This is a genomic window from Granulosicoccus antarcticus IMCC3135, from assembly GCF_002215215.1.
Classification (GTDB): domain Bacteria; phylum Pseudomonadota; class Gammaproteobacteria; order Granulosicoccales; family Granulosicoccaceae; genus Granulosicoccus; species Granulosicoccus antarcticus.
Window position 1 is genome coordinate 4,681,463 of the sequence record NZ_CP018632.1, and the last position, 13,847, is coordinate 4,695,309.

At 52.2% G+C, this 13,847-nt stretch carries 11 protein-coding genes; 5 read left to right on the forward strand and 6 right to left on the reverse strand.

Going from position 1 to position 13,847, the window contains the following annotated elements:
- Window positions 1-7 precede the first annotated feature (7 nt).
- Complete coding sequence (locus IMCC3135_RS20360) at window positions 8-1,054, forward strand: RNA-guided endonuclease InsQ/TnpB family protein (RefSeq protein ID WP_236994625.1); 1,047 nt, start codon at window positions 8-10, stop codon at window positions 1,052-1,054.
- 33 nt (window positions 1,055-1,087) lie between these two features.
- Here the strand turns inward: IMCC3135_RS20360 and IMCC3135_RS20365 are convergent, their stop codons facing one another.
- Together IMCC3135_RS20365 and IMCC3135_RS20370 are read right to left on the reverse strand one after the other, a co-directional pair.
- Window positions 1,088-2,059, reverse strand: coding sequence for an ABC transporter permease (locus IMCC3135_RS20365; protein WP_088919273.1), 972 nt, complete (start codon window positions 2,057-2,059; stop codon window positions 1,088-1,090).
- 95 nt (window positions 2,060-2,154) lie between these two features.
- Window positions 2,155-3,714: an ABC transporter substrate-binding protein gene (locus tag IMCC3135_RS20370; RefSeq protein WP_205737635.1), complete on the reverse strand. Its 1,560-nt coding sequence runs from the start codon at window positions 3,712-3,714 to the stop codon at window positions 2,155-2,157.
- Between the two features lie 138 nt (window positions 3,715-3,852).
- On the opposite strand from IMCC3135_RS20370, the gene IMCC3135_RS20375 reads away from it, so the two are divergent.
- Entirely contained in the window at window positions 3,853-4,824 is a 972-nt protein-coding gene (locus IMCC3135_RS20375) for a LysR family transcriptional regulator (RefSeq protein WP_205737636.1), read from the forward strand.
- Between the two features lie 8 nt (window positions 4,825-4,832).
- Here the strand turns inward: IMCC3135_RS20375 and IMCC3135_RS20380 are convergent, their stop codons facing one another.
- The 3 genes from IMCC3135_RS20380 to fmdA form a co-directional block, all read right to left on the reverse strand.
- The gene (locus IMCC3135_RS20380; protein WP_088919275.1) at window positions 4,833-5,348 is read right to left on the reverse strand and encodes an AmiS/UreI family transporter; all 516 of its coding nucleotides are present in this window, start codon (window positions 5,346-5,348) and stop codon (window positions 4,833-4,835) included.
- Window positions 5,349-5,488: 140 nt separating this feature from the next.
- Window positions 5,489-5,842 carry an FmdB family zinc ribbon protein gene (locus IMCC3135_RS20385; RefSeq protein ID WP_088919276.1) on the reverse strand — a complete coding sequence of 118 codons (354 nt, stop codon included), beginning with the start codon at window positions 5,840-5,842 and terminating at the stop codon, window positions 5,489-5,491.
- A gap of 10 nt (window positions 5,843-5,852) precedes the next feature.
- Window positions 5,853-7,085 (reverse strand): formamidase, encoded by a 1,233-nt coding sequence (gene fmdA / locus IMCC3135_RS20390; RefSeq protein ID WP_088919277.1) that lies wholly within the window; start codon window positions 7,083-7,085, stop codon window positions 5,853-5,855.
- 139 nt (window positions 7,086-7,224) lie between these two features.
- On the opposite strand from fmdA, the gene IMCC3135_RS20395 reads away from it, so the two are divergent.
- From IMCC3135_RS20395 to IMCC3135_RS20405, 3 genes are all read left to right on the forward strand, one after another.
- On the forward strand, window positions 7,225-10,767 hold the full coding sequence (locus tag IMCC3135_RS20395; protein WP_205737637.1) for a hybrid sensor histidine kinase/response regulator: 3,543 nt from the start codon (window positions 7,225-7,227) through the stop codon (window positions 10,765-10,767).
- Window positions 10,754-11,638 carry a response regulator transcription factor gene (locus IMCC3135_RS20400; RefSeq protein WP_088919278.1) on the forward strand — a complete coding sequence of 295 codons (885 nt, stop codon included), beginning with the start codon at window positions 10,754-10,756 and terminating at the stop codon, window positions 11,636-11,638. The genes IMCC3135_RS20395 and IMCC3135_RS20400 overlap by 14 nt, the downstream gene beginning before the upstream one ends.
- Window positions 11,639-12,195: 557 nt before the next feature.
- Entirely contained in the window at window positions 12,196-13,089 is an 894-nt protein-coding gene (locus IMCC3135_RS20405) for a hypothetical protein (protein WP_088919279.1), read from the forward strand.
- Window positions 13,090-13,111: 22 nt separating this feature from the next.
- Here IMCC3135_RS20405 and IMCC3135_RS20410 read toward each other — a convergent pair whose 3' ends face one another.
- Window positions 13,112-13,822, reverse strand: coding sequence for an RraA family protein (locus IMCC3135_RS20410; protein WP_205737638.1), 711 nt, complete (start codon window positions 13,820-13,822; stop codon window positions 13,112-13,114).
- Window positions 13,823-13,847: the final 25 nt, after the last annotated feature.

Sequence of the window (13,847 nt, forward strand, 5' to 3'; positions counted from 1 at the left end):
TCGAGCTGTGAAATCAACATGCATCAAGGTTCTCAAAGTCAGGGTAAAAGATCGCCACGCGCCGCTTTTGCGCAGCATGGCGACTGAAGTCAATCAGGTATGGAACTACTGCAACGAGCTGTCTGATCGTATGATTCGGGAGCGTGGTCGATGGATGTCCGGATTTGACTTCTCTGCTTACACGGTTGGTGCGTCGAAGCAGTTCGAGCACATTGGCAGCAGTACGATTCAGGAAACGGCCGAACACTACGCCAGCAAACGCTACTCGGCAAAGCGTCGCAAGCTGAGGTGGCGCAAGAGTTTTGGCGATAAACGCTCGTTGGGGTGGGTGCCCTTCAAGGCTCGGGCAGCTCACTGGAAGCACGGGCAGGTCTTCTTTGCAGGTTCTCACTTCAAGGTATGGGACAGCTTCGGTCTTGCCAATTACAAATTCAGGGCAGGTTGTTTCACTGAGGATGCTCGCGGTCGATGGTATTTTTGCATCTGTGTCTCGGTTGATCGCACGTGTCCCAAGGGGCAAGACAGTATAGGTATCGATCTTGGTTTGAAAACCGTTGCCACCTGCAGCGATGGCACCGTGCTGGAGGGACGTTGGTATCGCCACCTGGAAGGCAAGCTTGCCAAGGCCCAACGGGCAAGACGCAAGCGGCGCACCCGGGCGATTCACGCAAAAATCAGGAATCGCAGAGCAGATGCCCTGCATAAATTCAGCCGCAACCTGGTTAATCGATGCGGTGAGATCTACGTGGGAGATGTCAGTAGCTCGAAGCTGACAAAAACCACGATGGCCAAGTCTGCGCTTGACGCTAGCTGGGCCAGCTTCAAGACAATGCTCGACTACAAGAGCCAGCAGGCCGGTATTGTCTATCGAGAAATCAATGAAGCCTATACCACGCGAGCGTGCTCCGAATGCGGAAGCCTGTGCGGGCCGCAGGGAATAAGAGCTCTTTCGGTAAGAGACTGGCAATGTGTTGAATGTGGTGTTCAGCATGATCGTGACGTTAACGCGGCTCGAAATATTCTCCGTCTCGGCGCAGGACATTGCGCTCCTTAGTGGGAATCCTCTTTCTTCAGGGAGAGGAGGATGTCAAGAAATCACACTGATTCTGGGATCAACCAGACCATAGAGGATGTCGGTAATCAGATTGAACAGCAGCACCATGGCGGCACACACGAAGAAGACGCCAAGAATCACATTGTAGTCACGCTGATTGATGGCCTCGAACATCAGTCGGCCGATACCCGGCCATGCAAAGACCGTTTCTGTCAGAACCGCACCACCCACCACCTGACCGGCTTGCAGTCCGGCCAGCGTGATGACGGGCAGAAGAGCGTTGCGCAATATGTGCCGCCGTTGAATCAGCTTCATGGCCAAGCCCTTGGCTCGTGCTGTTTTCACAAAATCCAGCCTTGATACCTCCAGCATTGAAGCCCGCGTCATACGCATATAGACAGCGGTGAAAAACAGACCCAAGGTGCTGGCAGGTAGAATCAGGTGCGTGCCTATATCCAGAGCCCGGCGCAGACCGGTATAACCTGCACCGATGGTCTCATAACCGAATCCCGGCAACCATCCCAACCCCACAGAGAACAGCAAGGAGGCCATCAGGGCAACCCAGAACAGCGGCGTTGCATAAAACAATAACGCAACTGTGGAGATAATGGTATCGACCCAGGTTCCCTGCCTTGCTGATGCCTTGACACCTGCCAGCACGCCCAGAACAATGGACAGACTGAACGCCGATAGCGTCAACAGCAAGGTGGCTGGCAGTCGGCTCCAGATCAATTCCGAGACAGGCATCTGCTGACGATAGGAGAATCCCAGGTCCAGGTGCATGGCACCCCAGACATAGGTTCCCAGTTGCACCATCAGCGGCTTGTCAAGACCGAACTGCTCGCGCAGATCTGTCAGAAATTTCTCATCTGCAGCGCCCGCCTCTCCCGCCATGATCGCCGCCGGATCACCCGGTGCTGCATGTATCAGGAAAAAGTTGAGCACCAGAATGGCAAACAATATGATCACCGACTTGAATAGCCGGCCCGCTATGAATCTGAACATTCCATCTTCTCATTAACAAGCAACAGACCATGGAAGTGGCAGGCCATGCAGACCCGCCACCCGCTCCCTGAAAACAAGGGCGTCGACACCAGCTACTACTGTTTGATCCAGGCGTCACGCATACCGTCATTCACACCCGTTGCGGTATTGATCGGGTTCTGGACAGAGCAGCGGTAGATGGTTGGAAAGCTGAGCTCCAGCAACCAGGCAACAGGGGCCTCTTCTACCAGTTTTGCCTGCACTTTGGAGTACAGCTCTTGACGCTGTTCGGCATCACCCGCTGCCGAGGCTTCTGCAAACAAGGCATCAACTTCCTCGTTGATATAACCCGAGACATTGTTCCACGGAGAGCCGGGCTCTGCATTGGTAGAAATATAGGTTCGTGATACACCCAGATCAGGGTCACCGTACTGGTACAGATAGGTGAAGGCCAGATCATAATCACGCTCTGCCAGTTTCTGGTTCCAGCCGCCCGCATCGGTCGCTATCAGTTCGACATTGATACCGACTTCACTCAGATTCTGTTTGACAGCCTCGGCCCAACGCTGCCAGGTTTCTCCATAGGGCAATGGCAACAAACGTAGTGTCTCACCGTCATAACCGGCATCTTTCAGTAACTGACGCGCCTTGTCGGGATCATAAGCCAACTCTGGCAGGTTTGAATCATAAAAGCGTGTGGATGAGGATACCGGACCACTGGCTACTTTGCCGACACCATTCCACAATGCGTTCAGTGCAAACTCACGATCAATGGCAAGCGAGACAGCCTGGCGGATTCGTACATCTGCCAGAGGGCCACTCGCATTGTTCATCCACAACCAGGACAAGGGACCAAAGAACTCCCAGCCCTTGTCAGAACTACAGGTATTGTCCATCGCCAGCAGGCGCTCTACATCAAAATTCTCGATTGAGCCACCGGGCAATAAATCAACCTTGCCCGTCTCATAGGCGATGGAACGCGAGGCGGCATCGGGAATGATGTGGTAGTAGATATCATCCAGATAAGGCTTGCCTTCAAGATAGTATTCTTCGTTCTTGACCAGGTGGATGTAGCTACCCTTCTCCCACTTATCGAATTTGAAAGGCCCGGTTCCTATGGGCGTATTGTTGGCGGGATTGTTCTTGAAGTCAGTGCCTTCGTAGATGTGTTTCGGAATGATGGGAGCTGAACCTGCTTCAAAGACCCCTAGAAAAGGCCCGAAGGGTGCCGACAATTTGAATACGACGGTGTTGTCATCCGGTGCGGTTATGCTCTCCAGACGCTGCATATTGTTACGCAGACGTGTATTGGTTTCAGGTAGAAAAACATCAATCGAAAAGACAACATCGGCTGATGTAAACGGTTCTCCATCATGCCACTTGACGCCTTCTTCCAAGTGAAAAGTATAGGTTAGCCCATCATCAGAGATGGACCACTCCTTTGCCAGGCTAGGCATCGCATCGAGGTTTTCGTCGTAACGCAAAAGTCCTTCGTATATCTGACCCGCCACGTTCTGCGTGGGCCCATTTTGCAAAATGCCCAGCATCAGGCCCGGCGGCTCAGGCTGTACGACGGCATTCAGGGTTCCGCCACTTTGCGGGGTCTCGGCTATGCTGGCACCGCTACACAAGAGGCCAAGACTGAGCAAGACTGTTTTACCAATGGAATATTTCACTAACGTTTTTCTCCGATTGACAATGACGACTCCCACCACGAGGGTTGAGTCGCAGACAAGTCCGAACACCATGGAATCTAACTTGACACTTTGAATAAATCAAATAGATAATAAAAATTGTCTATATAGATTAAATCTATGATGAAGGAAGTTGATCCCGAGATAGCCAGCCGCTTCGTACGGGAACTGGACTGGAACCTGTTGCGAACCTTTGTGGTCATTGCCGAATCGGACAACATTACCCATGCGGCGCAGACGCTGAACTTGCGCCAACCTTCCGTATCCGCGGCCTTGAAAAGGCTCGAACAGGTTGTCGGCAAGCAGCTGGTGGTCAGAAACCCCAATGAATTCCGACTCACCGATACCGGCCAGCTCCTGTATCGAGAAGCGCTGGATATTCGTGGCTCCATTCTGCGACTGGGCACGATTTTGCGAGATGTGGAAGACAAGATTCGCGGGCATGTCACGCTTGCCATGGCCAGCCATGTCATCTCACCTATCATCAATGAGGTGCTTACTGAGTTCTATGAGATGTGCCCAGAGGCCTCAATCAGTATCGACATCATGGCCAGCAAACTGGTGCAGGCCAAGGTCTATGAGCAAAGTGTTTCGTTCGGTGTCTGCCTGGTCAGAAACCAGAATCCGAAGATGAAATATCAGCGTTTGTTCAGAGAGTATTTTGGTCTGTTCTGTGGGCAGACTCATCCGTTATTCGGCAAGCAGAACCTGACCAAAGGCGATCTTCGTGGCTACACCAGCGTCAGCTTTGTTACTGACCAGATGAACGATGCCCTGCGCCCGGTAACGCTGATGCGCGCCGAGGCCGAACTCTCTGATCGTGTGTTCGGCACATCAGCCCACCTGGAAGAGATCAGGCGCATGATCGTCAGTGGCCTGGGCGTCGGGCCCCTGCCCTTGCATGTGGCACGTGCCGATGTGGACTCGGGCATTCTGTGGCGACTACCGCCCTATGATGATCCACCGGCAATTGACGTAACACTCGCCTGGAATCCGAATGCCAGAAAAAACCGGGCCGAGATGATCGTTCATGAACTATTCCTGAAGAAGGTAGCATCCATGCCATTTTCTGAACGGGATTATTTTGTCTAGCGTAAAGCCTATTTCAACACCCCATCGAGCAATAGATACCCTGGCAACCAGCCAGTTAACACACCCACTGACGTGGCAACAGTTCCTGTGAGTTTCACGATCGGTTTTTGCAAAGCCAACAGCAGAAAGAATAAAAACCACAAGAATGACCAGGCCACCCAGGATAGACCAAACCAGACTTGCCAGATGCTCGATGCATTCATCAAAGTGTCAAGGGCAACAGGCACAGCAGTGATCGCGACAAACAGGCTGAACCAGCCAAGCCCCTTGCCATCCGACTTGTTGAAGCGATTGATGGCTATCCAGAAATAGGTAAAGCCGAAGAGAAATGTCAGCGCAGCAGCCTTGATAGATTCGGCATCGGCATCGACGCCAAAGGCAAGTTTGAAGGACACCATGCAGGCAATAATTCCCGAGAATACATTGATGACCCAGATTTCATTGTCAGCAATACGACCGTGAAGCCAGATACCGTTGAGAACCAGCACGGCACCGACGTAAAATAGTGAAAGTCCCAGCAGCATCAGAAGTCTCCATAGTCAGATTGAACAAGAATCCAGGCAAGGCTGTATCGCGTTCAGGCTGGGCACACTTGCCAGTCTGAGCAATCAATAACCGTTTTAAACAAGCAGTGCAGCGTCAATACATGACGCTGCGCACACCTCTAGTGGCTGATCATCCACGGCCGTTTGCCAGGGAATGACTTGGCCCCATTGGCTGCTGTCACTGTCGCCTTCGACTTGGATTTTCCTGATCCACAACAACCGCAACTGGCTGGATGCGGCATCTGACGCGGATCTTGATCGCGCGACATTTTCGGTACATTCGATGAAAGCTCATTGACATCCATGGCATGTCGCGTATGTGCTGATGTGACGCTCTGACGTGGCGCTGTCAACCAGGCCCGACTCAGCGGTGACTGACATTGACTGCATTCCATTGCCTTGTCTCTGTCTTCGTAGTCGCGACGGAACTCATGAGGACCGCAGTTATTACACACATAGTCGTAGACTGGCATTGGTATGCCCTCAGCTTTTGTCAAGTGACAGAGGCATGGACACGCCACCAAAGTCCTGAACCACCGGCCCCGCAGCACTGGGGTTGATATCGAAATCAAAGATCTCCGTAGGCAACCACAAGGTTGCGCAAGAATTGGGAATATCCACGACCCCACTGATATGCCCTTGCACAGGTGCGGTACCCAGTATTGAGTAGGCCTGAGCGCCGCTGTAGCCGAACTTCTTCATGTACTCAATCGCATTCAGACACGCCTGCCGGTAGGCAACATTTACATCCAGATAGTGCTGCTTGCCTGATTCGTCAACTGAAATTCCTTCAAATATTATGTAATCCTGATAATTGGGAGTAATCGGACTGGGTTTAAAAAGTGGGTTCTTGACACCATAAGTCTTCATGCCACCCTTGAGTACTGATACTTTCATGTGTACCCATCCTGCCATCTCGATCGCACCGCAGAAGGTAATTTCGCCATCGCCCTGACTGAAATGCAAATCCCCAACCGACAGCCCACCGCCTTCAACATAGACAGGAAAATAGATCTTTGAGCCACGTGAAAGATCCTTGATATCACAGTTGCCACCATGCTCCCTGGGGGGCACGGTACGGGCCCCCTCAGCCGCCGCTTTCGCCTTGGCATCCCCGGTAAGTTTTCCCATATGAGCTGTTTGTGCATACGGCGGGTTGGCCAGCGGTGGTACTCGATCGGGGTCCGTTGCAATCAGTCCCAGCTCACGCTCGTTCCATGTGGACAACAATGACGGATCAGGCAAACAGCCAATCAGTCCGGGGTGAATCAGACCCGCGTATCGAACGCCGGGTACATGACGAGACTTGGTAAACATGCCTTCAAAATCCCAGATGGATTTTTGCGCTGAAGGAAAATGATCAGTCAGAAAGCCACCCCCATTGGTCTTTGAAAAGAAGCCATTGAAGCCCCACATGCTTTCCTCTTTTGCACCGATATCCAGTAATTCCACAACCAGAAGATCACCCGGCTCCGCCCCCTTGACACCAATCGGACCGCTCAGAAAGTGAACCGTACTCAAATCAACGTCGCGTACGTCATCAGCACTGTCGTTGTTCTGGATATACCCGCCAGTCCAGTCATAGGTTTCCAGTATGAAATCATCGCCTGGCTTGACCCAGGTGGCCATCGGAATGTCCGGGTGCCAGCGATTGTGAACATTCTCGTTTTCATAGGGAGAACTGTTCAAGTCGACCTTGATAAGAGTGTCAGTCATGGCATACCTCGTTTTGTTAGATTGTGGTAACAGAGGAAATTATCTACAGCGAATAGCAACAACGGGTTTGTCCGTTCTTTGCGGAGCTAGTTATGCTTGCGCTTCACCGTTCACTTCGGCAATCAGTATTGCCAAGACCATGGCGATGACACAATACGTCAATCGACGTACACTCGATACGCAGTACCTTTCGCGAGTCGCTTGTAGACGAGATTCAGATGCCCTTCAGGAACGTATCGTCAACGAACATCCAGCAGACTCCGAAATTCAACCCACAGCGACTACTGACATGAGCGCGCAAAGGGCTCCGCAAAAGATTTTCCCGATCCGCCGCAAGTACAACAGCTGGGTCGCCAATGAATCCATGGAAGACTATGCCCTGCGCTACACGGCACGCAGCGTACGCAAGTTTTCCATCTGGCGTGTTGGCAACACCGCCTTCGGTGCTGCATCCTTTCTTGCCCTGGAAGCCATTGGTGCGGCCATGGTCCTGAACTACGGTTTCATGAACACGCTGTGGGCCATCATCGCCGTCGCCGCCATAACCTTTATGGCGGGATTGCCCATCAGTTATTATGCAGCTCGATACGGTGTCGACATGGACTTGCTCACACGCGGTGCAGGCTTTGGCTATCTGGGTTCCACCATCAGCTCGCTGGTGTATGCCTCGTTCACCATCATCTTCTTCGCTTTCGAAACAGCCATTCTTGCCGTCGCTTTGCAGATGTGGATCCCACTACCACTGTGGGCCTGGTATGTCATCTGTTCCTTGCTCATCGTACCTTTGGTGGCACGCGGCATCACACTCATCTCGCGCATACAGCTTTGGTCCCAGATACCCTGGTTAGCACTGCTGATAGCGCCATACATCGCAATTGCCTGGAAAAACCCGCAGGCCTATGTGACTTTCAGTCAGTTTGCTGGCTCAGTTTCCGGCAGCGCAGACTTCGATCCGATTCTGTTCGCATCGGCAGCAACCATTGCGTTTGCACTGTGTGTGCAGATTGGTGAACAGGTGGATTTTCTGCGGTTTCTACCAGAACGCACGCCGCAGAACCGATTTCTCTGGTGGTCAGCTGTAATATTGGCAGGGCCCGGTTGGATTCTGACAGGCGCGATGAAGATGCTGGGTGGCGCCTTCCTCGCCTTCCTCTTGCTGGAAGCTGGCAATACTGCCTCGCAGGCCATGGAGCCAACGCGTATGTACCTGCTGGGCTTCGAGCACGTCTTTGATAATCCGCGCCTGGTGCTGTTTGCAACCCTGGTGTTTGTTGTAATATCCCAAGTCAAGATCAACATAGTCAATGCCTACGCAGGATCATTGGCCTGGTCGAATTTCTTTGCCCGACTGACCTATAGCCATCCCGGCCGTGTGGTCTGGCTGATTTTCAATTGCCTGATCGCCATTCTGGTCATAACGCTTGGTGTTTTCGAGTCACTGGAGCATGTTCTTGGACTGTACAGTACGGTGGCTGTTGCCTGGGTCGGCACCCTGGTCGCTGACCTGGTTATCAATAAGCCCTTGGGACTCAGCCCGAAAGGTATCGAGTTCAAACGCGCTCATTTGCATGACTTCAACCCGGTAGGACTGGGCTCAATGGCCCTTTCCGCCGCTATCGGGATGACAGCTCAGCTGGGCGTATGGGGAGCGATAACAGCAGCTTTCGCACCGTTCCTCGCTCTGGGCTGTACCTTCATCTTCACGCCCTTGTTGGCCATCCTGACACGCAGTCGATACTACCTTGCAAGGACACCGTCTATTCCCGGCAACAATGGCAAGGTATTGCGCTGCACCGTCTGTGAAAACCTGTTCGAAACCGATGACATGGCGCAATGCCCTGCCTATGGTGCGCCTATTTGTTCACTGTGCTGCACTCTGGAATCTCGCTGTCATGATTTGTGTAAAGACCCCGCGCCCATCATGCAGCACACGCACAGAGTACTCTCGGCTATTCTGCCCAACAGTGCCGCTCACCTGGTAAACAGGCGTGTTGGCAGCTACCTGTTCGTACTGCTTGCACAAAGCATCGTGCTGGGCTCTATCATCGGCCTTGTCTACCTGCAATCACTAGCAACGATGGGCACTGACAGTAACCGTGAGCAACTGGATAGCCTGTTCTTCGAGATCGCCGTTATTCTATTGATCCTGGTCACTATTTCGAGCTGGTGGACTGTACTGGGCAAGGAAGGTCGACGAATGGCTCAGGATGAACTCAACCGTCAGAACGAACTGCTGATTCAGGAAAGTGAGGCTCATCGCCTGACAGATTCTGCCTTGCAGAAAGCAAAGGAGTTGGCCGAGCAAGCCAATCAGGCCAAGTCCAGTTATGTTGCCGGCATGTCGCACGAGTTACGCTCACCACTGAACGGAATTCTTGGCTACTCACAGATTCTCTTGCATGACGAGAGCCTGAGTGACAAACAGCGCAGCGCTGTACAGATAATTCATCGTAGTGGCGAACATCAGCTCGACCTGATAAACGAACTGCTTGATCTTGCTCGTATCGAAGCCGATCGTGTTCGACTGGAACCTGCACCGTTGCCATTGGACGAATTCTTCAAGGAAGTGTTGCAGATGATTCGTCCACTGGCTGAGGCGAAGGATTTGCAACTGAATCATGCTTGCCAGGGAATCATGCCGGACTTCGTGCACGCCGATGCCAAGCGAATGCGTCAGATACTGATAAACCTGTTGAGCAATGCCGTGCGATTCACCGATGCAGGACGCATTACACTGGCCGTAGCATTCACAGATAACGAGCTTGTTATCAGCGTTCAAGATACCGGCATTGGCATTTCGTTGCACGACAAAGTGCGGATTTTCGAGCCCTTCGAACGGGGTTCTGCTGGCCGACAACGGGGTGAACCAGGCGCTGGATTAGGATTGACAATCACGGAGAAATTAGTCTCCCTGATGAAAGGTCGTCTGACGTTGCACAGTGAACCAAATCAGGGCAGTACGTTCAAGGTGTTCCTGCCTTTAATACATGCCAAGCCACCATCTCCAAATGAAGCCCCCGAACGTGAGGTCATAGGTCACAGCGGCTCTCCGCGCAGATTACTGGTGGTGGACGATCAGGCAGTACAGCGTCATATGCTGATTGGCATGCTTACCCCCTTGGGATTCAGCGTACGAGAAGCTGCAAGCGGTACCGAGTGTCTGGAACAACTCGATACTTACAGGCCAGACGCCATTTTGCTCGATCTGAGCATGGCCGGACTGGACGGATGGCAGACCGCAAGAAAAATACGCGCTCGAGGCATCATCAACCTCCCAATCATCATTGTTTCAGCAGATGTACTGGGTAATCACGCACAAAAAATGTCGGCTTCGCAATGCCAGGCTTTCGTGGCCAAACCCGTGCTGGAGTCTGAGCTTCGTGCCGCACTCAAGACCGAGCTTGATCTTGCCTGGATCTATAAATCCAGAGTTGTCATATTGAATAGTCAGCTTGAAACATCAAGAGCACCTCAATTGTCCTTCAACAACCAGGACCGGGATGCACTGCTGCGACTGGTTCGTATTGGCCACGCAAATGGCCTGCATGAGCTGCTTGATGAACTACTGCGCAGGGATGAGAGCCTGACTGCATCCTGCACCACTGCACGCGACTGGCTTGACAGGTTCGAACTGGACCATCTGGAAGAATTACTACTGGAGATCGACAATGCCCACCTTTGAGTTGGACGGACTCGCAACAAAACCCGTTGTACTCGTTGTTGATGATGAGCCGGGCAGCCTGAAACTGCTGTGTGACACACTCGGCACGACTGGTTATACGGTTCTGGTGGCAAGGGACGGTGAATCCGCAATGAAGCGATTGTCACGAATCATCCCGGATGCCATTCTAATGGATGCACTGATGCCAGGGCTTTCTGGGTTCGATACATGCCGTCAGATCAAATCTCACCCAGAGTGGATGCATATCCCCATCATTTTCATGACTGGTTTATCCGAGACAACCCATGTTCTGGAAGGTTTTGACAGCGGTGGCGTGGACTACGTCGTCAAACCGTTACGCATTGCAGAAGTAATCGCCCGACTACGCACTCATATTCACACTGCTCGTGAGGTCAGACTTGCTCATACAGCCATCGACCGAGCCGGCCTGTCTATCGTGCGAGTGGATGAAAAATTGCAGCGCGCCTGGTGCTCACCACATGCAATGAAGGTGATCGAAAAGCTGGGCATAGACACAAGCGCTGCATTGCTGGCTGGGTTCTGGCTTGACACCGCTCAGTCCGAACAGTGGTCAGAAATGCTGGATATCAGGGATCTGGGGGAAACTGTCAAGGGTGAAATACTACTGCTGATTTCCTGCCGAAACACCATTTCCAAAGCTGTTGCAAGAATCGCTAACGCTGCCCTCACTCCCAGAGAAACGGAGGTACTTTCCTGGATAGCCAAAGGCAAGACAGATCGGGAGATAGGTGACATTCTCGGTATCAGCCCCCGCACCGTCAACAAGCACCTTGAGCATACCTTTACCAAACTCGGCGTGGAAACAAGGGCCGCCGCCGCCGCACTGGCAAGCCAGCAAGTCAGTGCCTGACTTCACACTAACCACCCCACGGTGAGCCCCTTGGCAAGCCGTTACATCGTCACACCAGAAAACCTGATAATGCACCCGCGCAAACACTCCAACAGCAAGGTTTTCAACTCTTTTTAAAGCCATTTTTTCGCCCCATGACGGTGCGTCGAACTCGTGTGTGCAACCTTCTGGTGCATGCAAAAATTACTGTTGCCATAGGAACCAAGACGTTCTACGCTACAGTCAGGAGACGGTAATTTACAGACTAGAACTGCACGGCTTCGACTGAAAACGGTGAATGATTCCTTGCAAAAAACCATGTTGGTTCCAGTCTGAAATACCGCCTCAAGCTCAGCCTGTCAAGTATAAAACCTACAGAAATACAAGCATGGCTCATTATTTGTAACCCGTATGAACTTGACAACACCTCAAGGATTGGAATAACACACAACTGATATCAACTCGGACGGGCAAGCGAAATCACAGAGCAGACGACAAACTGCCAACCCGCAAGCACACCACACTAGAGACAACTTTCACAGACTTTCAGACAAACACGTATATACCGGAGATAAGCAATGGCATTTGGTACTTTGCTGGCAGGAAATGCTGTACTTCTGGACACTGACATACGGCATGGTGGTTTTAGAGTCAGAAATCGTGGTGGCAACAATTACGCGGCACCAGGTGCACGCGACAACGCAGTAAAGACACCGGTTGAGCTGTCTGACACATACGGACTCTGGCATCGCTCATGGTTGCAAACTCCGTCTGTTTACGATAATTCAACGCATGTCATGTGGATGCAAGCCGCTGAACTACATGTGGACATGCGTTTGCCCGAAGGCGTTAGAGAAATGGAATCTGCAAGCTCTCTTGCGGCTCTGAACTCGTCACAATTACGATTGCTTGCCGCAGCAGATGGCTTTGCCGGCAAAACCTCAGTCACTGACAGCATCTGTACATGGTCCCGGCGTATCAACTTCCAGGGCCCCTTGAAAGGCATGGATGTGGGAGAGCTTAAACAGACGACTGAAGGCCTGCTGGAAACCGGTCTGTATGCCAACTACAATGAACTCTGGCAACATGTGGACAATGAAAAACCGCAGGAACGCCTTCTGTCAGACAACCATGGCAGAACCATCGTGATCTTGTGGACAGAGACACAATTTGCACTGGGTCGAGGCTGGTCCGGTAGAATCGACCACAATCGTTCTCTGCGTGAACATGTAGATTTTGCCTTGGGTCGTCAGGATCAGGCGGCCCTGGCACGTGCTTTTGATCAGGAATTCTGCTTCGGTCAAATTGAAGACGGACGCGGTATTGTCGAGCATTCAACTCAACCCATGCGACGTGGCACTTCTGTATTTGATGCTACAGAGTTGTTTTCTGGTGCTGCGAGTATCGAATTCAGCCTGGTAGATTTTTTTGGAGAATCAACAAAGGTGAAATTCAAGTCGTCGAGGCGTTAACAGTCCATCGTTATCGCTGATTTCAGGTACGTGATGCCTCAAATTCGCGCCAGGCCTTCTCAAGCTTTTCAATATTGAATCCTGGCTCACGCGCAGGCCCCAGAATCAGATGCTCACTACCCTGCATCTTGAGGATGGCGGCTTCCAGCTCCGCAATGACCTCAGTTGGTATGACCAAGGCGCCGTGACGATCTGCATGCACCAGATCACCGGTGGCAACCGTGATACCCATTACTTGCACAGGAATACCAATTTCTCGCACATGCACAAAGGCGTGACTTGGACCAATGGAACCTGCCACCACCGGGAAGCCTGCTTGCAGATCACCCAGATCCCGCATGACCCCATTGGTTAAAGCACCATTGAGACCCAGCCCCTTGTGCACGGTGGTATGCACCTCTCCCCACCAGGCACTGACACAATGTGGGTAATCCATATCCTCGATCACGGCGATGGCAGGCCGTGGTCCGTCTGCCATATGCCGGAAGTAATTCAGCCGTCGTTCGCGAATCACCTCTTTGGACTCGACAGGTGCCTCGAGCCCTGCGATTCTGGCGGTGCGCGCAAAGCCGACCATGGCTGGCGCTAGCGGGTCTGAGGCCTGCATCGTCCCCTTGGTGTATTGATTAAAGCCTCGCTTGCCCTGCGCTACCTCTATGGCATTGCAGACAGTGGGCGTATCAACTTTTTGCAATAACGCCAGTAAGCTGGGCGACAAGCTGTGTTCTGACATGACTTGAATCCGGGTTAGGTTGGTT

Excerpts from the sequence above, each read along its gene's own strand:
- fmdA (WP_088919277.1), bottom strand. The coding sequence starts at position 7,085 with ATGACTGACACTCTTATCAAGGTCGACTTGAACAGTTCTCCCTATGAA.
- IMCC3135_RS20380 (WP_088919275.1), bottom strand. The coding sequence starts at position 5,348 with ATGCTGCTGGGACTTTCACTATTTTACGTCGGTGCCGTGCTGGTTCTC.
- IMCC3135_RS20405 (WP_088919279.1), top strand. The coding sequence starts at position 12,196 with ATGGCATTTGGTACTTTGCTGGCAGGAAATGCTGTACTTCTGGACACT.
- IMCC3135_RS20400 (WP_088919278.1), top strand. The coding sequence starts at position 10,754 with ATGCCCACCTTTGAGTTGGACGGACTCGCAACAAAACCCGTTGTACTC.
- IMCC3135_RS20395 (WP_205737637.1), top strand. The coding sequence starts at position 7,225 with ATGGCGATGACACAATACGTCAATCGACGTACACTCGATACGCAGTAC.
- IMCC3135_RS20410 (WP_205737638.1), bottom strand. The coding sequence starts at position 13,822 with ATGTCAGAACACAGCTTGTCGCCCAGCTTACTGGCGTTATTGCAAAAA.
- IMCC3135_RS20365 (WP_088919273.1), bottom strand. The coding sequence starts at position 2,059 with ATGTTCAGATTCATAGCGGGCCGGCTATTCAAGTCGGTGATCATATTG.
- IMCC3135_RS20385 (WP_088919276.1), bottom strand. The coding sequence starts at position 5,842 with ATGCCAGTCTACGACTATGTGTGTAATAACTGCGGTCCTCATGAGTTC.
- IMCC3135_RS20375 (WP_205737636.1), top strand. The coding sequence starts at position 3,853 with ATGATGAAGGAAGTTGATCCCGAGATAGCCAGCCGCTTCGTACGGGAA.